Source organism: Mycolicibacterium madagascariense, assembly GCF_010729665.1.
GTDB classification, from domain to species: Bacteria; Actinomycetota; Actinomycetes; order Mycobacteriales; family Mycobacteriaceae; genus Mycobacterium; species Mycobacterium madagascariense.
Window position 1 is genome coordinate 4638169 of the sequence record NZ_AP022610.1, and the last position, 20123, is coordinate 4658291.

A 20123-nucleotide genomic window follows, 5' to 3' on the forward strand; every position below is an offset into this window, starting at 1 on the left:
GAGGTGGGCAATAGGTCATCCCAGATCGAACGTCATCGTCACACTCGTCCCGGACACCGTGCCGTCGAAGGTGACGTCCCCACTGACCGCACGCATCAGCGGCACACCGCGCCCACGGGTCCGCGGGTTGGGGGCGGGTCGCTTCCACGACCCGAAATCCGAGACGTGGATGCAGATTCCGCGCCCCTGGGCCTCGGCGCACACCAGCAGCCGTCCCGGTTCCGCGTCGCGGTAGCCGTGCTCGATGCTGTTGGTGCACGCCTCGTTGACGACGAGCACGATGTCCCCGGCCAGCTCGTCGGGGATCCCGGTGGCGCGCAGCCACCTGGTGAGCTGATCCCTGATGTCGGCGAGGCGATCAGGCGTCGCCACGACGTCGATCTCCAGCGGAGCGGGCGGCCGGCGATAGACCACGATCGCGACGTCGTCGTCGAAACCACCCCGCGGCGCAAGCTTGTCGAGGACGGCGTCCGCGACGACGTCCGCCGGTTCCTCGACCGTCTCGGCCAGCACCTCGCCGGCTCGGCGAATGCCGTTGTCTATCACGTCTTCTCGTCGTTCGACCAAGCCGTCGGTGTAGAGCATGAGGGTGGAGTTGGGCGCCAGCGTCACCGACTCCTGCGGACGCGGCCCCGCCTTGCGCACCGCGAGCGGCACCGAGGTGGCTTCGGTCAGCATCTGTGGCTCGACGCCGGGTACGGCCAGCAGCGCGGGCACGTGCCCGGCACTGCTGTAGTCCATCTCCCCCGTCCGGGTGTCGATGATGCCGACGAACACGGTGGTGCAGAACGCCCCCGCGATCAGCGCTGCCGCCGAGTCGAGCTCGTCGAGGAGCCGACCCGGCGCGGTGCCGTTGACCAGCAGGACGCGCGCCGAGCTCCGCAGCTGTCCCATCACCGCGGCGGACGCCAAACCGCTTCCGACGCAATCGCCGACGATGATGCCGATCCGATGGTCGCCGATCGCCAGCACGTCGTACCAGTCTCCGCCGATCTCCAGCGGCGAGACCGCAGGCTCGTACCGGACGGCGAATCCCACGGGCGGTTTCGTCGTGGGCATCATCGTGCGCTGCAGGGTCAGCGACGCCTCCCGCGCGGTCTCGAACTGCCGGACGTGCTGCACGGCCAGGCTGAGGTGTCCGACGAGCGCGGTGATGAGGAGCCGGTCGTCCTCGCTGACGTACCGCGGCTCACCGTGCTGCAGCCACAGCGCCGTGGGCGCGCCACCGGACAGCACCGCCATCATGCCGAGCCACGGACCCGCGGGCCCGGCCGTGCCGATCGCCCTGACCGACAGCGGCGGCCACACCCTTGCCTCGTCGAACCTGTCGCGCAGGAACGGATCCAGCTCGCGCCACGACGTCACCTCGGGTGACCCCGCCACCTGGACGACGGACGCGCCACCCGTCCTGTCCCACGTCACCGCCGTCACGCCGTGGAGGTCGATCGTGCTCCGCAGTTCGTCGAGCAGGATGTCCAGCACCTCGGCGACGCTGGTGGCGATGCCCACTGCGGTGGCCAACCGGACCACGGCGCTCTCGCGGGCCGCTGATGCCCGCGCCGCGGTCACGTCCCTGATCGTGCCGACGAAGGCGTTGCGCTGGCCGCCACCCGCCGTCACCGAGTTGATGCTGACCTCGGCACAGCTGAGGTGGCCGTCGGGATGGCGGATGGGCGTCTCGGACTGCAGGCTCCCCAGTCGGAACAGGGCCGACAGCCGCCGCCTGGCGTCGTCCTCGTCGGTCAGCCACGGGTAGGGCCACGCATAGGGCAGCCCCTCGGCGCCGTAGCCGGTGATGGTGCCGAACGCATCGTTGACCTCGACGATGGTGCCCGACCGGTCGACGACGAAGAAGCCCTCCTGCAGCGAATTCACCAGCGCCGTCTGAAAGGCGTCGCGGTTCTCGAAGTGGTCCGCCCGGGCCCGCTGGGCCTCGTAGCGCAGGGCCGGTTCCCGCGCGGCGGCATCGACCGCGGCCAGCGTCTCCAGCAGGAACGGCTGGGCATCCGCCTGGCGATCGCCGACCCGCCGGAAGTGATCGGCCACCAGGTCGGCCACGCCGATGCCCTCGCGCGCCGCGCTGCGGCCCAGGTCGCGTGCCGCAGCGAGGTGCTCCGGCCCGCCCTCGGCGAGGTAGCTGCGCAGCGCCGTGGCGTAGCTGGCGAACCAGTCGTCACCCATCAGATCGCACCCCCGGGGCAGGCCCCGACAGAGACGTCGTGCGGCGCGCGCGGGGGTTTTCCCTCAGCATCGTGCGCAACCGCAACCTCGTCGCTGTCAGAGCCGGAGTCCACGTCCTCACTTCACTCGTCGTTCCGCCGCGCAGGGTGGCTCACCTCGCGCAACGCCACCTTCGGGCGCACGACTGATCTTGACATTAGCCTGATCGGTGACGTGCTCACCGCCGACTCGCTAATGTCCAGCGAATCGTCGAGCACTAGGCTTGGCGAGCATCGTCGGGATGAGCACGAGGGAGGGATGGCCGTTGTCAGCAGCCGATGCAATCTCGACGTCGGTGGACCGTCGGGACGGGATCACCGTGCTGTTGGTGGATGGAGTCGTGGATCTCGCGACGTCGCCACCACTGGAAGAACTCCTCGCCGAACTGATCGAGGAGGAGCCCACGGCGCTCGTCGTCGACCTCACGGACGTCTCGTTCCTCGCGTCGGTCGGCCTGCGCATCCTCGCCGAGACCCACGAAAGAGTCGGCGGCACGGGCAAGTTCGCGGTGGTGGCGACCGGACCCGTCACGGCGCGCCCCATCCAGCTCACCAAACTCGACGAGTTCCTGGCCCTATACCCCACGCTGGACGACGCGCTCACCGCCCTGCGTGCCTAGCGAGTCCGCGCACTGGCTCCGCTCGCGGGTGCGCCCCGGTAGGGTCGGTGCACTGTCAAGCAGCGGCAGCACCTCCGGCGCGGGGGACTCGCACCTTCGCGCCACGCAGTGGGTCGATGGTGCCCAGGCCGTGCATGACGTCGTGAAGAAGGTGATCGGTGGTCCCCCTGCACGGGCTTGATCCGACGACCGGCGTCGGCATGGGGGCTCAGACCCGGCCGCTGTCGGTGCTGTTGGTCGAGGACGACCGCGGCGACGCCCTGCTCGTCGAGGAACTCGTCGCCGAGGCCAACATCGAGATCACCATGGTGTGGGCCGCGTCGATCGCCGACGCCGAGCGCGAGCTGACGCTGTCGGCGCCCGACTGCGTGCTGCTCGACCTGAACCTGCCCGACGCCAACGGCATCGCCGCCCTCGCCCGCGTCGCGGCGTGCGACCCGACGATCCCGATCGTCGTGCTCACCGGCCTGACCGACGAACACTTCGGCGTATCCGCGTTGGCCTCCGGAGCGCAGGACTACCTGGTCAAAGGCCGCGTCGAGGCCGAGATGCTGCGCAGGGCGCTGCTCTATGCGATCGAGCGCAAGCGCGCCGAGCTGACCTCGGCCGACCTGCGGGCCAGTCAGCTGCGGGCCGCGGAGAACGCGCGGCTGGAACGCGGCCTGCTGCCGTCGCCCCTGTTGCTGGGCGACCCCGGCGTCGACATCGTCGCCACCTACCGTCCGAGCCGCCAGAACGCGTTGCTCGGCGGCGATTTCTACGACTTCGTGCAAACCCCGGACCGGACCGTCCACGTCATGGTCGGCGACGTGTCGGGGCACGGACCCGACGAGGCCGCCCTCGGCGTCGCGCTGCGCATCGGGTGGCGCGCCCTGACCTTCGCCGGGCTGCGCGGCAGCGAACGCATGCGCCAGCTCGAGCGCCTCCTGCGCGCCGAGAGTCCCGGCAGCGGGATCTTCGCGACCGTGCTCAGCCTCGCCATCTCCACCGACGACCTGCGGTTCACCGCGGTGCGCGCCGGGCACCCCGGCATGCTGGTGCACGGCCCCGATTCGGTCGAGTGGCTCGAACCACCCGCCGGACCCGCCCTCGGGCTCGGCGTCGGCGAATGGCCGATCAACGAGCTCGAGTTGCCCATCGGCCACGGTCTGCTGCTGCTCACCGACGGCCTGTTCGAGGGCCACTCCGGCGTCGGCAACCAGCGCCTCGGCGAGGACGGGCTGCTCGAGTTGGCCAAGGAGCGCGCCGACCTGCCGGGGGCCGCGTTCGTCGACGCCCTGATCGACGGCGCGCAGGAGCGGGCCGCGCAGCACGGCGGGCTCTCCGACGACATCGCCGTCGTCCGGGTGGAGAGGACGCGACGGTGACCGCGCCGACACCGCGGCGTTCCTCACCGCTGACCGTCCAAGGCTGGCAAACCCTGGTGCTGGGCATCATGGGTGTGCTGGTGCTCGGCGCCGGCGTCGCGGGCGCGCTGCTGCTGAACCAGACCGACGTGGTGTCGCACCGCCTGATCGACCAGATCCAGCCGGCCCGGTCGGCGGCCTACCAGCTGCAGGCGGCGCTGCGGGACCAGGAGACCGCGATCCGCGGGTATGCGATCTCCGCGGACCGCCAGTTCCTCGCGCCGTACTTCGAGGGCCGCGACGCCGAGGCCGCGGCGGCCGCTCAGGTCCGATCGCACTCCGACGGCCGCGCCGACCTGGTCGCCGACCTCGACGCCATCGAGCAGGCGGCCGCCTCCTGGCGCACGCGGTTCGCCGAACCCCTGATCGCCAGCATCACCCCCGGCCGTCCCGCGTTCGTCAGCGCGGCGCTCGCCGACCGCGGCAAGGTCGAATTCGACCGCATCCGAACGCTTTTCGCCTCGCAGAACGACCACCTCGCGGCGGCTCGCACCGCAGGCCTGAACAACCTGCACGACATTCGCCTGTGGCGCAACGGCGTGCTGATCGGCATCGTCGTCGCCCTGCTCGCCACCGCCATCGCCCTGGCGGTCGTGATGCGCATCGCGGTGGTCCGACCGCTGGAGGCACTGGCCGCGTCATGCCGCCGCATCACCGAGTCCGACTTCTCCGAACGGATCGTTCCGCAGGGCCCCAAGGACATTCGCGGCATCGCCGTCGACGTCGAGAACATGCGGCAGCGGATCGTCGCCGAGTTGGAGGCGTCCCGCCTGGCGGGCGCGCAACTGGACGAGCAGGCCATCGAATTGCGGCGCTCCAACGCCGAACTCGAGCAGTTCGCCTACGTGGCGTCCCACGACCTGCAGGAGCCGCTGCGCAAGGTGACGTCCTTCTGCCAACTCCTCGAGAAGCGCTACGGCGACCAGCTCGACGAGCGCGGCGTGGAGTACATCGCGTTCGCGGTCGACGGCGCCAAGCGCATGCAGATCCTCATCAACGACCTGCTGACCTTCTCCCGCGTCGGGCGACTCAACTCGGCGCAGACCGACGTCGAACTCGACGCGGCGCTGGACGCCGCACTGGCCAATCTCACCATGGCCGTGGAGGATTCGAACGCCGACATCGTGCGCCCGACCGACCCGCTGCCCACCGTCTCGGGGGACCCCACCCTGCTCGCCATGCTGTGGCAGAACCTCCTCGGGAACGCGATCAAGTTCCGGCGCGAGGGCGTGGCGCCCCGCATCGTGATCGAATGCGCACCGCACGACGACGGTCAGTGGCTGATCACGGTGTCGGACAACGGCATTGGGATCGCACCGGAGTTCGTCGACAAGGTGTTCGTCATCTTCCAGCGGTTGCACGGCCGCGACAGCTACGGCGGCACGGGCATCGGCCTCGCGCTGTGCAAGAAGATCGTCGAACATCACGGCGGCGCCGTCTGGATCGACACGTCCTACACCGAGGGGACGCGGTTCCGCTTCACCCTGCCGCAGCTCGTGCCCGCCCCCACTCCCGAGTTCGCCATGGAAGGAACGACCCAATGACCCCAGCCGGCCGACCGATCGACGTGCTCCTCGTGGAGGACGACCCCGGTGACGAGCTCATCACCCGGGAAGCCTTCGAGCACAACAAGATCAAGAACAACCTGCACGTCGCGCACGACGGCGAGGAGGGCCTGGACTTCCTCTACCGGCGCAACGGCTTCGAGGACGCGCCGCGGCCCGACCTGATCCTGCTCGACCTGAACCTGCCCAAGTACGACGGCAGGCAGCTGCTGGAGCAGATCAAGTCCGACGCCGACCTGAACCACATTCCGGTCGTCGTGCTGACGACCTCCTCGGCCGAGGAGGACATCCTGCGCAGTTACAAGCTGCACGCCAACGCCTACGTCACCAAGCCGGTCGACCTCGACCAGTTCATGAACGCGGTGCGCCAGATCGACGAGTTCTTCGTGCAGGTGGTGCGGCTCCCCCAGGGCTAGCCCGGCGTCAGCCGTCCAGTCCCATCAGGCGTGGGACGAGCTCGATGAGGGTGGCGCGCAACACGTCGTCGTCGACGTCGGCCACCAGGGGGTTGACCACCGAGCCGGCGATGGCCGCCGACATGATGGCCGCCGACACCCTGGCCTTGGTGTCATCGCGCTGGTCGAGCAGGACGCCGTAGAGCCGGCGCATGAACTGCAGGAACGGCGGGTGCTCCCCGAGGATGCGCACGATCACCGGGTCGCTGGTCAGGGTGCCCACCCACTGGCGACGGGTGACGGCCAGATCGATCAGCTGGATCAGCAACGTCCGGCGCGCCTCCTCCGGTCGTTCGTCGGCCTCGGCGGCGAGCAGCGCGTCCTGCAGGATGGCCAGCTCGTTCTCGGTCACGGCGATGACGATGTCGTTCTTCGACCGGTACTGGTGGTACACGGCGGCCTTGGTCACCCCGACCGCGTCGGCGATCATCTGCAGGGACGTACCGCTGACACCGTGGCTGCCGATGAGGTCGAGCGCGGCCGCCAGGATGCGCTGCTGCGGGCGGCTACGCGTCAGGGTGCCGAACGGCCCCTCTGCCCGCTCCCCCTCGGATACCACCACGTCAGGTTACCGAGGGCATCAACGGGTGAATCACGAGCTGTGTGGGTACCGTCACACCCATGAAGCTGATCTCGCCGACGGACTCGATGTTCCTCATCGGCGAATCCCGTGAGCATCCGATGCACGTGGCCGGATTGCAGCTGTTCGAGCCACCCGAGGGATCCGGTCCCGACTTCATCAGGGACATGTACGAGACGATCTCCAAGAACGACGACTTCCAGCCGACGTTCCGCAAGCACCCCGCCCGCCTGCTGGGCGGTATCTCCAACGTGGCGTGGGCGTTCGACGACGACGTCGACATCGACTACCACCTGCGGCGGTCGGCGCTGCCGCGACCCGGCCGGGTGCGCGATCTGCTGGAGCTGGTCTCCCGGCTGCACGGGACGCTGCTCGACCGGCACCGCCCGCTGTGGGAGGCCAGCCTCGTCGAGGGGCTCGCCGACGGTCGCTTCGCGGTGTACACGAAGATCCACCACTCGCTCCTCGACGGCGTCTCGGCTCAGCGGCTGACGATCCGGTCGATGTCCACCGACCCCGACGACCACGAGCTGCGGGTGCCGTGGACGCTCGGACCCAAGCCCCGGCGGGATCGCGGCGGTTCGCGGTCGCCGCTCCAATCCCTCACCGGCGCAGTCGGTTCGGTGGCCGCGCTGGCGCCGTCGACCCTGTCGATCGCGCGGGCCGCCCTGCTGGAACAGCAGCTGACGCTGCCCTTCCGCGCGCCGAAGACGATGTTCAACGTGCCGATCGGCGGGGCCCGCCGCGCGGCCGCGCAGTCCTGGCCACTGGCGCGGTTCCGGGCCGTCAAGGAGGCCGCCTCCGGGGTCACCGTCAACGACGTCGTACTGGCGATGTGTGCGGGTGCGCTGCGGGCCTACCTCATCGAGCAGGACGCCCTGCCGGACACCCCGCTGGTGGCAATGGTTCCGGTGAGCCTGCGCGAGCAGGGCGAGGAGGACGCCGGCGGGAACATGGTCGGCACCATCCTGTGCAATCTCGCGACCGACGTGAACGATCCCGCCAAGCGACTCGACGCCATCAGCACCTCGATGACCGACAACAAGAAGGTGTTCGCCGACCTGCCCCGCACCCAGGCGCTCGCGCTGTCGGCGTTCCTCGTCTCCGGCATCGCGCTGGGTCTGGTGCCCGGCTTCGTGTCCTCGGCACCGCCCCCGTTCAACATCGTGATCTCCAACGTGCCGGGCGCGCGAGAACCGTTGTACTGGAACGGAGCTCGGCTCGACGGCAACTATCCGCTATCGATCGCGCTCGACGGGCAGGCGCTCAACATCACGATGACCAACAACGGCGACAACCTCGACTTCGGCCTCGTCGGCTGCCGCCGCAGCGTGCCCCACCTGCAACGCCTGCTGATGCACCTGGAGGACTCGCTCACCGACCTCGAACGGGCCGTCGGCATCTGAGCGGACGGGTCAGGCCCGGCCGAACGCGAGCACCACGTTGTGCCCGCCGAAGGCGAACGTCGTGCTCACCGCGTGGCGCGCGTCGAGCTGCCGAGCCGACCCGGTGACGACGTCGAGGTCGATCCGCTCGTCGAGGTGGTGCAGGTTCAGCGTCGGCGGCACGACCCCGTCGCGCAGCGACTGCACCGTCTGTACCGCCTCGATGGCACCCGCCGAGCCAAAGGTGTTGCCCAGGGCCGCCTTCGAGGCATAGACCGCGGGGCGGTGGCTGCCGAACAACTGGCGCAGCGCGGTCGCCTCGACGAGGTCACCGGCCACGGTGCCCGCCGCGTGGGCGTTGACGAGGTCGACGTCGCCGGGTTCCAGTCCCGCCAACTCGAGCGTGCGCGTGAGGGCGTGGGTCTCCTGGGCGGCGTCGGGGTCGGAGTACAGGGCGTCGTAGCCGTCGGAGCTGGTGGTCGCGGACAGCATCCTGGCCAGCACGCGGGCGCCGCGTGCCGTGGCGTGCGCCTCGGTCTCCATGACGAGCAGCGCGCCGCCCTCGCCGAGCACCATTCCGGTGCGGTCGCGGTCGAAGGGTCGGCAGGCCCCCTGCGGATCGGCGTTGTCGGTGGACATCACGCCGTCGATCTGCGAGTAGGCCGCGATGGGAACGCCCTCGATGGGGGATTCGACGGCGCCGCAGACGACCACGTCGGCGTCGCCGAACACGATCTGCTGCCACGCCTGAGCGATGGCGCCCGCACCCGACGCGTCGGCCATCATCGGCGCCGTCACCCCGGCCCTGGCCGCCAGGTCCAGACCAATGGCGGCCGCGGGCCCGTTGGGCATGAACATCTGCACGGCCAGCGGCGACACGGCCTTCAGGCCGCGGTCCCGCATCCCGATGTACCCGAGGATCATCTCCTCGCCGTTGCCGATCCCGGCGGCCACCGACACCCCCAACCGCGTGGTGTCGACGTCGGGTGAGCCGGCATGGCGCCAGGCCCGCCGGCTCAGGACCACCGCCATCTTCTGCAGATAGGACAGCCTGCGCAGCTCGATGCGGCTGAGCTCGCCGTCGAACTCCTCGAGTAGCTGGCCGCCGATCTTCACCGGCAGGTCGACCGCCTCGATCAGGTCCTCCGACAGCGTCCGGATGCCGCTGCGGCCGGCGAGCAACGCCGACCAGGTCTCTTCGGCGTCCGTGGCGAGAGCGTTGGTCGTCGCGAAGCCGGTGATGACGACGTCAGGAAATTCGCTGCGCATCTTCGCGCTCCCTTCGAGTTGAAGCCCGATTCTCCCGTCCGCCGTCGCCCGGGCTCACACCGGGACGGACTGCCACCTGCGCCAGTGCGTACAGCGACCGCAATTCTGCTTGCTGGCAGCTAGCAGCGGAGGTCTGCTCACCTGTGACCACCCGTTCTCACCTGCTGTTATTTCAGTAGGAAAACATTCGACGGGGTCCCAGCCGTCGCGCTAGTGTTTGCGGAGTATCAGGGAGCGAGATATGGCGACAACGGATACGGACCCAAACCCCACGCTCGCCTGGGCCGCGGCCGCGCTCGACGCGGTCTCCAAGGCGGGGCGAGCGGTGTCCGCCGCAAAGCGGACGAAGTCACGCGCGCTCGTCGCGCGCGCCAATCGGGAGTTGCGCGACGCCGTCGATGCGGCACGCGACGTCGGCGTCGAGTGGGGTGAGATCGGGACGGCGCTGGGCATCGCCCGCGGCAACGCCTACCAGCGGTACCGCAAGCGGCCCGACGAGCCCCGCTGATCGCCGGTTAGGGCGTGTCCTCCCAGTTCCAGATGGACATGTCGCCCTTGGGGTAGTTCATGCAGACGTCGGTGGCCTTGGCGACGACGCCCTTGTTGTTGAAGAACAGCTTGGCCCAGTTGCCCCAGTGGGTGGCCACGTTCTCGTAGTAGACGTTGGTGGCGGTGTCCTCGGAGTACTGCCGGCGCGCGACGGGGTCCAGGGAGAAGAACCAGTGGATGCGGTCGAAGGCCTGCTGCTGCACGTCGGCGGGGCGGTTGCTGCGGTCGATCATGTACCGCTCGAAGTACACCGGGCTGGTGTCGCGGGCAGCCGCCATGTACTGCTCGGTGTCGCAGGTGGTGATGATCATCCGGTGCGGGATCGGGAAGTCGTCGGTGGCATCGGCCGACGCCGGAGACGCCAGGGCCGTGGCGACGGCAGCGGTCCCGAAGGCCACCGCGCCCAGGTGGCGCAGGGTGCGCCGTGCGTGTCGAGATGTCATGTCAGTTCCTCCCCGGTACGTGCTCTAGTGCCGACTCCTGCTCCAGGCAGGTCGTATCGATGATCGCGGCATTCGCGTTGAGCCGCCGCAGAATCGGCAACGCGACCTGCGCCGCCAGTGACAGTGAGAACTCGTCCTCCGACGAGAGCGTCTCGAGCAGATCGGCGAGCCGTCCGCGGCGGACGTCGCGGCGTTCGTCGAGTTTGGCCCGGCCGTGGTCGGCCAGCGTGACGACGGCCGCCCGGCCGTCGTCGGGGTCGCTGCTGCGCTCCACCCACCCCTGCCGCTCGAGTCGCTGGATCATCTGCGTCATCGCCGGCTGGGAGATGCCCTCCAGGCAGGCCAGCGTGGTGAGCCGCGCCGGCCCCTCGTGCACCAGCCTGTTCAGGAGCATCGCGGCGCTTCCGCTGAGACCGGATCGACTGGCCAAGTGGCGCACGGTCAAGTCCATGGCCTCGTCGAGCACGTCGCCGATCGGGTCGAGTCCGTCAGCGGACCGGTGAGATTCCACTCAGGTTATATATCACAATACTTATGTAGACGTGCTAGTTGATGGACGATCTCACACGGCGGACCGTTCCTGTCAACTCGCTGAAAGTGCGTGGGGACGAGGCATTCACGACACGACACCGGCCTCGGCGCCGGTGGGCGTCGAGGCCAGTGTCGCGAGGGAGATCTCGCCAGCTACATAGGTCTACCTATGGAACTGAATCAGCCGGGTAGACCCTGCTCTTCGACCGGCAGGGGCGCGGGGCCCTTGATGCTGGGCACGGCCATCGGGATCGGCGGCGCCGTGGGCGCGGGGCCGACGGTGCTGGTGGTTCCGGTCGACATCGTCGAATCGGCGACGACGCCGGGCACGGACTGCGTGACCGTCGCGGCGATGATCCCCAGGCTGACCATGGCGCCCCCGGCGACGATGGCGGACGTTCTCGTGGTGCGTGACCTCATGTGGTGGCCCCTTCTGCGTCAAGTCGTTCTCAAGTGCACTAGTACTGCACCGACTTCGACCATCCGCGAAGCTGATTTATTCCTGTGGGGCCCGTGGCGAGACGCTGTGCGTCAGGCCCTCACCACACCCGGACCCAGTCGACCAGCATGTCGGCCGGGTAGTTGCCGCCGGCGGGGTCGCCTCCGCCGGAACCGCCCACCGCGAGGTTGAGCATGGGTGCCAGCTGGTAGCCGGGGTCGTTGAACGGCCAGTCGTCGAGCGAGTTCGCCGGCACCTGGAAGTAGGGCTCCATGCCCTCGACGTAATCCCGCCAGAAGTACATCCCGCTGTCGTTCCACGTCACGCGCCACACGTGCCAGCCGCCGTCGACGTCGTAGGGCTGCGTCGCGAAGGACGTGCCGTCCAACCGGGCGTGCACGGTGGTCCCCGACGGCCAGTTCTGGTTGCCGTACCACTCGACGAGGTCGACCTCGCCACCGCGGTCCGGGTTGTCGTTCAACAGCCACCACGCCGGCCAGCAACCGTTGGTCAGGCAGTTGAACTTCACCCTGGCCTCCCAGGTGAGCCCGATGCCGCCGCGCCAGAGCCCGGTGAGCTTGCCACCGAAGTACTTGCCGTTCTCCCTGGTCGCGCGGATCACCAGGTTCGACTTGCCGTCGAGGAAGACGTTCCTGCGGTCGTCGCGGTACTGGCCCATGTTCTCGGGCCGGTCCCAGAACACCGGGTTCTTGATCAGCTCGCGGTGCGTCGAGATCGCCCACTTCGACGGATCGGGGGCCGAACCGGCCGGCCCGTCGAACTCGTCGTGGAAGAGGAACGCGGGGGTCTGTGCCTGCGGCTGCGGCGGTGCCAGCGGTGGCGTCGGCGCCCCGAGCGGCTGCGCGCCGGCGAGCGGAGCGGGGATGGCGGCGGCGAGCAGGCCGAGTCCCGACATGAACAGAAGGTTGCGACGATCCATCTCTGGCACAGCGACACCCTAGATCCCGAACCTGCGATCCCGCGCGATTGGGTACCGGTCTCGACGTGGGCGTCGCCCGGTCACCCGTCCCCACCTGCGGTTTTGTGATGACGCGAGCGGGGCACGGGACCGGCGCGGTGGGCCAGAGGCGTTGTCGCGCAGCAGGTATGGCGGCACGGGCGGTGCACGTTCGGCATGGCCGCCCGACGACGGCCTGCGGGCGACGCGCGAGCCCCGTCGTCGGCCCGGGACTACGGTGACCGAAAGCCGCCCTGGTGACCGAGAGCCGTCCCCAGCCCGACCGAGGAGGTCCCCGCATGACCGTGACCGTGGACGTCGGACCGGTCGGCTTCGCCGACGTCGTCGCGGTCGCCCGCCGAGACGCCCCCGTCGCGATCTCCGCACGGGCCGCGGCGGCCATCGAGGCCAGCCGGACCACCATCGACGCGCTGGCGAACGATCCCACTCCGGTGTACGGGGTGTCGACCGGCTTCGGCGCGCTGGCCACCAGACACATCCCGGTCGAGAGTCGAACGCAGTTGCAGCGCAGCCTGATTCGTTCTCACGCGGCGGGCGCCGGTCCCGAGGTCGAGCGCGACGCGATCCGCGCCATGATGCTGCTGCGGCTGTCGACCCTGGCCAGTGGGCGCACCGGGGTCCGGCTCGCAACTGCGCAGGCCTACGCCGGGCTGCTCTGCGCCGGGCTGACCCCGGTGGTGCACGAGTACGGCAGCCTGGGCTGCTCCGGTGACCTCGCGCCGCTGGCCCACGTCGCGCTCGCGGCGCTGGGCGAGGGCTACGTGCGCACGCGGGCGGGGGATCTGGTCGCGTCGGCGGACGCCCTCGCCGCCCACGGGTTGCAGCCCGTCACCCTGGCCGAGAAGGAGGGGCTGGCGCTGATCAACGGTACCGACGGCATGCTGGGCCACCTCGTCCTCGCGCTGACCGACCTCGACGACCTCCTGCGGCTGGCCGACGTCGCGGCGGCCATGAGCGTCGAGGGCCAGCTCGCCACCGACCGCGTCTTCGCCGCCGACCTGCAGCAGTTGCGTCCGCACCCCGGCCAGGCCGTCGCCGCGGCCAACATGACGAGGCTGCTCGACGGATCGGCCATCGTCGCCAGCCACCGCACCCCGGACTGCACCCGGGTGCAGGACGCCTACTCGCTGCGCTGCGCACCCCAGGTCGCCGGTGCCGCCCGCGACACCGCCGCGCATGCCCGCGCGGTCGCCGAACGCGAATTGGCAAGTGTCATCGACAATCCCGTGGTCACCCTCGACGGGCGGGTCGAGTCCAACGGCAACTTCCATGGCGCGCCGGTCGCCTACGTCCTCGACTTCCTCGCCATCGTCGTCGCCGACCTCGCGAGCATCAGCGAACGCCGTACCGACCGCTTCCTCGACGTGCACCGCAGCCATGGACTGCCGCCGTTCCTCGCCGCGGACCCCGGCGTCGACAGCGGGCACATGATCGCGCAGTACACCCAGGCCGGGATCGTGTCGGAACTCAAGCGGCTGGCCCACCCCGCCAGCGTCGACTCGATCCCGTCCTCGGCGATGCAGGAGGACCACGTCGCGATGGGGTGGTCCGCGGCGCGCAAGCTCCGCCGCGCGGTCGACGGACTGGCGACGGTGCTGGCGATCGAAGTGCTCACCGCCGCACGGGGCGTGGACTTGCGGCGACCGCTGGCCCCGGCACCGGCCACCGGTCGGGTCGTCGAGGTGCTCCGCGAGCACGTCGCCGGGCCCGGTCCCGATCGCTTCCTGGCCCCCGAGATCGCCGCGGCCGTGGGGCTGGCGCGCTCCGGCGCACTGGTACGCGCCGCCGAGGACGTGATCGGCCCGCTGGGTTAGCGAATCACGGTGGGCCGTACAGGTTTCCGCGCCGGACGTCGTCGCGGCATTCAGTCCGCGACCGGCCGGTCTGCTGCACGCACACCCGAACCTGGTCCTCGATGCCCGCGGGGTACACCTGATCCGTCGGCCCTGGTGTGTCGGTGGGTACGGGCACCACGCCCGAGACCAGCGACCACATCACCTCGTTGGACGGGGGCAGGCGCGCGCAGTAGGCCTTCTGTCCGGTCTCGGTGACGCCGGCGGACCCGAGGACCTCGCAGTCGGCGCCGACGAGGACGACCGGTACCGCGGGCCCGGGTGGCGGCGCCGGCGCGGCGGCCGAACTCTGGTGTCGCGCAATGACGATGCCCGCGATGACCCCGCCCACCAGGAGCAGTCCGACGACGACCGCCGCGGCCAACCCCAGCCACCGCATGCGGTGGCGCGACGGTCCGGCGGCCGCCGCCGCGGGGGCCGCCGCCATCGTCGCGTCGAGCTCGGAGGCGTCACCGCCGTCGAGGTGGCGGGCCAGCGCGGTGGCGAAGGCGGTGCAGGTGTCGTAGCGGTCGGCCGGCAGCTTCGCGAGCGCCTTGGCGAGCACCGGGCCCAGGCCCGACAGCTCGGGCTTGCGGTCGGCGATGGCCGGGGGCGGGGCACTGACGTGCTGGCTGATGACCACCGCCGGATTGCGGTCCAGGTACAGGTGCGTGCCGGTCAGCAGCTCGAATGCCGTTGCCGCAAGCGAATATTGGTCGGCACGCCCGTCGAGGGTCTGACCCATCAGCTGTTCCGGCGCGGCATAGGCGACCGTGCCGACGGCCATGTTGGTCTCGGTGAGCCCGCTGGAGTCGTCGACCCGCCGGGCGATGCCGAAGTCGGCGAGCAGCGCCCGCCACCCACCGGAGTCGAAGTTGGCGAGCAGGATGTTGGCGGGCTTGACGTCGCGGTGCAGCAGCTGGTGCTGATGGGCGTAGTCCAGCGCGTCGGCGACCGCCGCGACGATGCGGACGACGTCGGCGGGCGGCAGGCCGCGACGGTACTCCTTCTGGGTCAGCAACTGTCCGGCGTCGGTGCCCTCGACGTAGTCCATCGCGATCCACAGCCGGCCCTCGTCCTCGCCCCGATCGTGCACGGCGACGATGTTCTGATGCCATAGGGCAGCGGCGTTCTGGGCCTCGCGGTTGAACCGCTCGCGATACTCGGCGTCCGTCGAGACCTGGGCCGCCATCACCTTCAGGGCGTCACGACGCGGCAGACGCGGGTGCTGGGCTAGGTAGACCTCGCCCATGGCACCCGCACCGAGCAACCGCACAATGGTGTACCCGGCAAACGTCTCCCCGGAGGCCAGTGGCATGCGAGGCATCCTAGGTGAGACGACCGCCCCGGTCGCCCCGTTGTCGAGAAGCCCGCGGCCCTACTTCCGCGGTGCGGTCAGGTCGTACACCGTGTCCTTGCCGACGGTCATCGGAGTGAAGTGGGCGGCGACCCACGTGGTGATGTCGTCGTGCGCCGTCCTCGCGTCGAAGCCGCCGGGGCGCTTCTCGTCGGACTGCGGCCCGATGTAGTAGGTGATCCGGTGGTTCGCGACGTCCTGCTGGAACTCCGCGAGCGTCGGCACCGGGTCACTGCCGATGAAGCCGCCGATCGCCATGACCGCTGTGTTGGTGGACAATTCGAGGGTCGACGCGGGACTCGAGCGGTCGATGGCAGCGGAGAAGTCGGTGTGGGTCGCGCGCAGCATGGCGTCGAGCTGAGGGTTGTCGATGTCCTGCCCCCAGCCGCCGTGGTGACCGTCGGCCTGGGGTGGTCCGACCCGCGGTCCGCCACCCTCGTGGGGCTGTCCAATGGTCGCGAACGAGTAGGCGGCCGTGCCGAGCGCGCCCCCGATCAACCCGACCAACAGCGCGGCCAGCGCGAACCGTCGGCGCGATTCCGCGGTCAGCGACCACAGCAGGGCGGCGACCGCCAGCACCGTCACGGCCAGGATCACCCAGCGCAGGGCGGGGAACCAACCGGCGTTGCGGCCCAGCAGCCACCAGCTCCAGCCCCCGGTGGCGAGCACCAGCAGGGCGAGGCCGGCACGGCCGAACCAGGTCTCGCGGCGGCGCCACGCCTCGGCGACGCCGATCCCGACCATGCCGCAGATGGCCGGTGCGAACGAGAAGCTGTAGTACGGATGGACCATTGACTTCATGTAGCTGAGCAGCAGCCCGTCGACCAGCATCCAGAGGCCGAACAGCAGGGCGCCGGCCCGGACCAGATCGGTGCGCGGGGCGCGGCCGCGCCAGACGACCACCAGCACCAGGGCGATCAGGGCCGCGGGCAGCAGCCAACTGATCTCGAACCCGAACTCGCCGCTGAACAACCGTGGCAACCCCTGCGGGCTGTCTCCGAAGCCGCCCCACCCGTGGTGGCCGCCGTCCATGTCGAACTGCACCCCCGCGGCGTTGCCGACGTCGGGGTTGAGCTGGAAGGCATGGCTGTTCTTGCCGAGCACGCGACCAAACCCGTTGTACCCCAGCACCAGGTTCATGAAGTTGTCGTCCGTCGACCCGGCGATGTAGGGCCGTCCCGAGGCCGGCCACACCAGCGTCAGCACTACGAACCAGCCCGCCGACACCAGCACCGCGACGAGGCAGCCCACCAGTTGCAGCAACCGTCTGCGCACCGACGTCGGCGCCGCCACCAGGTAGACCAGGCCGACGGCGGGCGCCACCATGATGCCCTCGAGCATCTTGGCCAGGAACGCGAAGCCCAGTGCCACCCCCGCCATGGCGATCCACGCCGTACTCGCGCGCTCCAGGGCGCGCACGGTGCAGTACGCGGCGGCCATCATCAGCAGCACCATGACCGCATCGGGGTTGTTGAAGCGGAACATCAGCGCCGCGACGGGGGTCAGGGCCAGCGCCGATCCCGCCAGCAACGCCGCACCGGGACCGCTGATGCGACGCACCGCGCCGTAGAGCAGCGCCACCGTCGCTACGGCCATGAGCGCCTCGGGCACGAGCATGCTCGCACTGCTGAAGCCGAAGATCTGACCCGACAGGCCCATCACCCACTGCGACACGGGGGGCTTGTCGACCATCATGAAGTTCTGCGTGTCCAGCGAACCGAACAGCAACGCCTCCCAGTTCTTCGAGCCGGCCTGTGCGGCGGCCGCGTAGAAGTCGTTCCCCATGCCGTTGACGGTGATGTTCCACAGGTACATGACCAGCGTCGCGATGAGCAGGACTCCGAAGGCGACGCGGTCGGGGGTCAGCCCGGTCAGGCGGTGCGACGGGGTCCCCTCCCCCGCCTCCCCACTGGCCGGAACGGGCAATTCAACGGTCGTCGTCACAGAGCCAGTTAGACAGCCGCACCGTAGGCGAACCTGTGAGGATGCAGTGATCCGGCTGGGATCCAGGTGACGTCTCGGTCACGTCGGCGGAGGTTGCTGCGACGAGATGTCGATTCGAAACTCAGCGCACTGCGCGCGCCATAGACTCGGTGCCACAGGACACTCGAGCTCGACGAGGAGCGCAGATCCATGACGATGACCGAACCCGACGTGCAGGCCGGCACCCCCTTCGACGAGGACGTCGCCGCGACCCAGCAGTACTTCGACGGTCCGCGGTTCGAGGGAATCGTGCGGCTGTACACCGCGCGGCAGGTCGCCGAGCAGCGCGGCACCATCGCGACGGACTACACCGTCGCGCGCGAGGCGGCCGCCGCCTTCTACCCCCGCCTGCGCGAGCTGTTCTCGCAGAAGAAGAGCATCACCACCTTCGGCCCGTACTCACCCGGCCAGGCCGTGACCATCAAGCGGATGGGCATCGAGGGCATCTACCTCGGCGGCTGGGCGACCTCGGCGAAGGGCTCCATCAGCGAGGACCCCGGCCCCGACCTGGCCAGCTACCCCCTGAGCCAGGTGCCCGACGAAGCCGCCGGGCTGGTGCGCGCGCTGCTGACCGCCGACCGCAACCAGCAGTACCTGCGCCTGAAGATGACCGACGCACAACGCGCGGCGACGCCGGCCACCGACTACCGCCCGTTCATCATCGCCGACGCGGACACCGGTCACGGCGGAGATCCCCACGTGCGCAACCTGATTCGACGTTTCGTCGAGGCCGGCGTGCCGGGCTACCACATCGAGGACCAGCGCCCCGGCACCAAGAAGTGCGGACACCAGGGCGGCAAGGTGCTGGTGCCGTCCGACGAGCAAATCAAGCGGCTCAACACCGCCCGCTTCCAGCTCGACATCATGCGCGTGCCCGGCATCATCGTCGCCCGCACCGACGCCGAGGCGGCCAACCTGATCGACAGCCGCGCCGACGAGCGCGACCAGCCGTTCCTGCTCGGCGCGACCAATCTCAAGGTCCCGCCCTACAAGGCGTGCTACCTGGCCATGATGCGCAGCCTCTACGAGCAGGGCGTCACCGACATCCGCGGACACCTGCTCTACGCGATCCCCGACGGCGAGTACGCGACCGCCGACGCGTGGCTGGACCGCAACGGCATCGCCACCGTCGTGACGCAGGCGGCGGCCAGGTGGAAGGACGGCGCGCACGCGTCGGTCGACGACCTCTTCGACGACGTCGAGTCGCAGTTCGTCGACGCGTGGCAGGCCGATGCGGGTCTGGAGACCTACGGCGAGGCGGTCGCCGAACTGCTCGCCTTCCGCGAGAGCGAGGGCGAACCCCTGGGCATGACGCCCGCGGAGTGGCGCGAGTTCGCCAAGACCGCGTCGCTGTACGCCGCCCGCGAGAAGGCCCGCGAGTTGGGCGCCGACGCGCCGTGGGACTGCGAGCGCGCGAAGACCCCCGAGGGCTACTACCAGGTGCGCGGCGGCATCCCGTACGCGATCGCGAAGTCACTGGCCGCCGCGGCGTTCGCCGACATCCTCTGGATGGAGACCAAGACGGCCGATCTCGCCGACGCCAAGGAGTTCGCCGACGCCATTCACGCGGTCTACCCGGACAAGATGCTGGCCTACAACCTGTCGCCGTCGTTCAACTGGGACACCACGGGCATGAGCGACGACGAGATGCGCGCCTTCCCCGCCGAGATCGGCAAGATGGGCTTCGTCTTCAACTTCATGACCTACGGCGGTCACCAAATCGACGGCGTCGCCGCCGAGGAGTTCGCCACCGCACTCCGCCAGGACGGCATGCTGGCGCTGGCCCGGTTGCAGCGCAAGATGCGCCTCGTCGAGTCGCCGTACCGCACGCCGCAGACGCTGGTCGGCGGGCCGCGCAGCGACGCGGCCCTGGCCGCCTCGTCGGGCCGCACCGCGACCACCAAGTCGATGGGCAAGGGGTCGACGCAGCATCAGCACCTGGTCCAGACCGAGGTGCCGAAGAAGCTGCTCGAGGAGTGGCTGGCGCTGTGGAGCGAGCACTACCAGCTCGACGAGACACTGCGCGTGCAACTGCGCCCCCGGCGCGCGGGCGGCGAGGTCCTCGAACTCGGCATCTACGGCGCGCGTGAGGACGGTGGGGAGGAGTTGCTCGCCAACGTCCTGGTCGATCCCATCAAGGACCGCCACGGCCGCAGCATCCTCACGGTCCGCGACCAGAACACGTTCGCCGAGAAGCTGCGCAAGAAGCGCCTGATGACGCTGGTCCACCTCTGGCTGGTGCACCGGTTCAAGGCCGAGGCGGTGTACTACGTCACGCCGACGGAGGACAACGTCTACCAGACCGAGAAGATGAAGTCGCACGGCATCTTCAGCAACGTCCACCAGGACGTCGGCGAGATCGTCGTCGCCGACGTCAACCAGCCCCGCATCGACGAGTTGCTCGCCCCAGACCACGAGGCGCTGCTGCGGTTGATTCGCAAGCAGGACTGAGCAACTCTCAGCGTGCTCCTACGCTCGCCTTGGGTGGGCATTAACCGGGGCCGGGATGGT

At 69.7% G+C, this 20123-nt stretch carries 17 protein-coding genes; 8 read left to right on the forward strand and 9 right to left on the reverse strand.

Features of this window, described 5'->3' with window-relative positions; translation table 11 throughout:
* Positions 1-15: 15 nt before the first annotated feature.
* Positions 16-2181 (reverse strand): SpoIIE family protein phosphatase, encoded by a 2166-nt coding sequence (locus tag G6N60_RS21870; RefSeq protein WP_246240908.1) that lies wholly within the window; start codon positions 2179-2181, stop codon positions 16-18.
* A gap of 280 nt (positions 2182-2461) precedes the next feature.
* On the opposite strand from G6N60_RS21870, the gene G6N60_RS21875 reads away from it, so the two are divergent.
* The 4 genes from G6N60_RS21875 to G6N60_RS21890 all read left to right on the forward strand — a co-directional run bounded on the left by G6N60_RS21875 (position 2462) and on the right by G6N60_RS21890 (position 6226).
* Entirely contained in the window at positions 2462-2839 is a 378-nt protein-coding gene (locus tag G6N60_RS21875; RefSeq protein ID WP_163741212.1) for an STAS domain-containing protein, read from the forward strand.
* 200 nt (positions 2840-3039) lie between these two features.
* Positions 3040-4206, forward strand: coding sequence for a PP2C family protein-serine/threonine phosphatase (locus G6N60_RS21880; RefSeq protein ID WP_163744337.1), 1167 nt, complete (start codon positions 3040-3042; stop codon positions 4204-4206).
* A complete protein-coding gene (locus tag G6N60_RS21885; RefSeq protein ID WP_372510971.1) occupies positions 4203-5789 on the forward strand; it encodes a sensor histidine kinase in 1587 nt (528 codons plus the stop codon). Before G6N60_RS21880 ends, G6N60_RS21885 begins: the two co-directional genes overlap by 4 nt.
* A complete protein-coding gene (locus tag G6N60_RS21890) occupies positions 5786-6226 on the forward strand; it encodes a response regulator (protein WP_163741214.1) in 441 nt (146 codons plus the stop codon). Before G6N60_RS21885 ends, G6N60_RS21890 begins: the two co-directional genes overlap by 4 nt.
* Before the next feature lie 7 nt (positions 6227-6233).
* Here the strand turns inward: G6N60_RS21890 and G6N60_RS21895 are convergent, their stop codons facing one another.
* On the reverse strand, positions 6234-6824 hold the full coding sequence (locus G6N60_RS21895; RefSeq protein WP_246240910.1) for a TetR/AcrR family transcriptional regulator: 591 nt from the start codon (positions 6822-6824) through the stop codon (positions 6234-6236).
* Positions 6825-6886: 62 nt separating this feature from the next.
* On the opposite strand from G6N60_RS21895, the gene G6N60_RS21900 reads away from it, so the two are divergent.
* A complete protein-coding gene (locus G6N60_RS21900) occupies positions 6887-8251 on the forward strand; it encodes a WS/DGAT/MGAT family O-acyltransferase (RefSeq protein WP_163741216.1) in 1365 nt (454 codons plus the stop codon).
* Positions 8252-8260: 9 nt separating this feature from the next.
* Here G6N60_RS21900 and G6N60_RS21905 read toward each other — a convergent pair whose 3' ends face one another.
* Positions 8261-9499 carry a KasA/KasB family beta-ketoacyl-ACP synthase gene (locus G6N60_RS21905; protein ID WP_163741218.1) on the reverse strand — a complete coding sequence of 413 codons (1239 nt, stop codon included), beginning with the start codon at positions 9497-9499 and terminating at the stop codon, positions 8261-8263.
* Between the two features lie 241 nt (positions 9500-9740).
* Here G6N60_RS21905 and G6N60_RS21910 point away from each other — a divergent pair, with 241 nt between their 5' ends.
* Positions 9741-10007 carry a hypothetical protein gene (locus G6N60_RS21910; protein ID WP_163741221.1) on the forward strand — a complete coding sequence of 89 codons (267 nt, stop codon included), beginning with the start codon at positions 9741-9743 and terminating at the stop codon, positions 10005-10007.
* Between the two features lie 7 nt (positions 10008-10014).
* On the opposite strand, the gene G6N60_RS21915 is transcribed toward G6N60_RS21910, so the two are convergent.
* The 4 genes from G6N60_RS21915 to G6N60_RS21930 form a co-directional block, all read right to left on the reverse strand.
* Positions 10015-10491, reverse strand: coding sequence for a DUF5078 domain-containing protein (locus tag G6N60_RS21915; protein WP_246240913.1), 477 nt, complete (start codon positions 10489-10491; stop codon positions 10015-10017).
* A gap of 1 nt (position 10492) precedes the next feature.
* Positions 10493-11002, reverse strand: coding sequence for a MarR family winged helix-turn-helix transcriptional regulator (locus G6N60_RS21920; RefSeq protein WP_246240915.1), 510 nt, complete (start codon positions 11000-11002; stop codon positions 10493-10495).
* A 200-nt stretch (positions 11003-11202) separates the two neighbouring features.
* The gene (locus G6N60_RS21925) at positions 11203-11442 is read right to left on the reverse strand and encodes a hypothetical protein (protein WP_163741223.1); all 240 of its coding nucleotides are present in this window, start codon (positions 11440-11442) and stop codon (positions 11203-11205) included.
* A gap of 119 nt (positions 11443-11561) precedes the next feature.
* Complete coding sequence (locus G6N60_RS21930; RefSeq protein WP_163744348.1) at positions 11562-12401, reverse strand: glycoside hydrolase family 16 protein; 840 nt, start codon at positions 12399-12401, stop codon at positions 11562-11564.
* A 317-nt stretch (positions 12402-12718) separates the two neighbouring features.
* On the opposite strand from G6N60_RS21930, the gene hutH reads away from it, so the two are divergent.
* The gene (gene hutH, locus G6N60_RS21935; protein WP_163741226.1) at positions 12719-14254 is read left to right on the forward strand and encodes a histidine ammonia-lyase; all 1536 of its coding nucleotides are present in this window, start codon (positions 12719-12721) and stop codon (positions 14252-14254) included.
* A 4-nt stretch (positions 14255-14258) separates the two neighbouring features.
* On the opposite strand, the gene G6N60_RS21940 is transcribed toward hutH, so the two are convergent.
* Both G6N60_RS21940 and G6N60_RS21945 read right to left on the reverse strand, forming a co-directional pair.
* Positions 14259-15590 (reverse strand): serine/threonine-protein kinase, encoded by a 1332-nt coding sequence (locus G6N60_RS21940; RefSeq protein ID WP_163741228.1) that lies wholly within the window; start codon positions 15588-15590, stop codon positions 14259-14261.
* Positions 15591-15650: 60 nt separating this feature from the next.
* The gene (locus G6N60_RS21945) at positions 15651-17573 is read right to left on the reverse strand and encodes an ArnT family glycosyltransferase (RefSeq protein WP_372510972.1); all 1923 of its coding nucleotides are present in this window, start codon (positions 17571-17573) and stop codon (positions 15651-15653) included.
* A 189-nt stretch (positions 17574-17762) separates the two neighbouring features.
* Here G6N60_RS21945 and aceA point away from each other — a divergent pair, with 189 nt between their 5' ends.
* Complete coding sequence (aceA, locus tag G6N60_RS21950; protein ID WP_163741230.1) at positions 17763-20063, forward strand: isocitrate lyase ICL2; 2301 nt, start codon at positions 17763-17765, stop codon at positions 20061-20063.
* Positions 20064-20123: the final 60 nt, after the last annotated feature.

Coding starts and splice junctions, on each gene's coding strand:
- G6N60_RS21890 (WP_163741214.1), top strand. CDS start 5,786: ATGACCCCAGCCGGCCGACCGATCGACGTGCTCCTCGTGGAGGACGAC.
- G6N60_RS21910 (WP_163741221.1), top strand. CDS start 9,741: ATGGCGACAACGGATACGGACCCAAACCCCACGCTCGCCTGGGCCGCG.
- G6N60_RS21900 (WP_163741216.1), top strand. CDS start 6,887: ATGAAGCTGATCTCGCCGACGGACTCGATGTTCCTCATCGGCGAATCC.
- G6N60_RS21880 (WP_163744337.1), top strand. CDS start 3,040: ATGGGGGCTCAGACCCGGCCGCTGTCGGTGCTGTTGGTCGAGGACGAC.
- G6N60_RS21930 (WP_163744348.1), bottom strand. CDS start 12,401: ATGGATCGTCGCAACCTTCTGTTCATGTCGGGACTCGGCCTGCTCGCC.
- G6N60_RS21905 (WP_163741218.1), bottom strand. CDS start 9,499: ATGCGCAGCGAATTTCCTGACGTCGTCATCACCGGCTTCGCGACGACC.
- G6N60_RS21915 (WP_246240913.1), bottom strand. CDS start 10,491: ATGACATCTCGACACGCACGGCGCACCCTGCGCCACCTGGGCGCGGTG.
- G6N60_RS21870 (WP_246240908.1), bottom strand. CDS start 2,181: ATGGGTGACGACTGGTTCGCCAGCTACGCCACGGCGCTGCGCAGCTAC.
- hutH (WP_163741226.1), top strand. CDS start 12,719: ATGACCGTGACCGTGGACGTCGGACCGGTCGGCTTCGCCGACGTCGTC.
- aceA (WP_163741230.1), top strand. CDS start 17,763: ATGACGATGACCGAACCCGACGTGCAGGCCGGCACCCCCTTCGACGAG.
- G6N60_RS21925 (WP_163741223.1), bottom strand. CDS start 11,442: ATGAGGTCACGCACCACGAGAACGTCCGCCATCGTCGCCGGGGGCGCC.
- G6N60_RS21940 (WP_163741228.1), bottom strand. CDS start 15,590: ATGCCACTGGCCTCCGGGGAGACGTTTGCCGGGTACACCATTGTGCGG.
- G6N60_RS21875 (WP_163741212.1), top strand. CDS start 2,462: ATGAGCACGAGGGAGGGATGGCCGTTGTCAGCAGCCGATGCAATCTCG.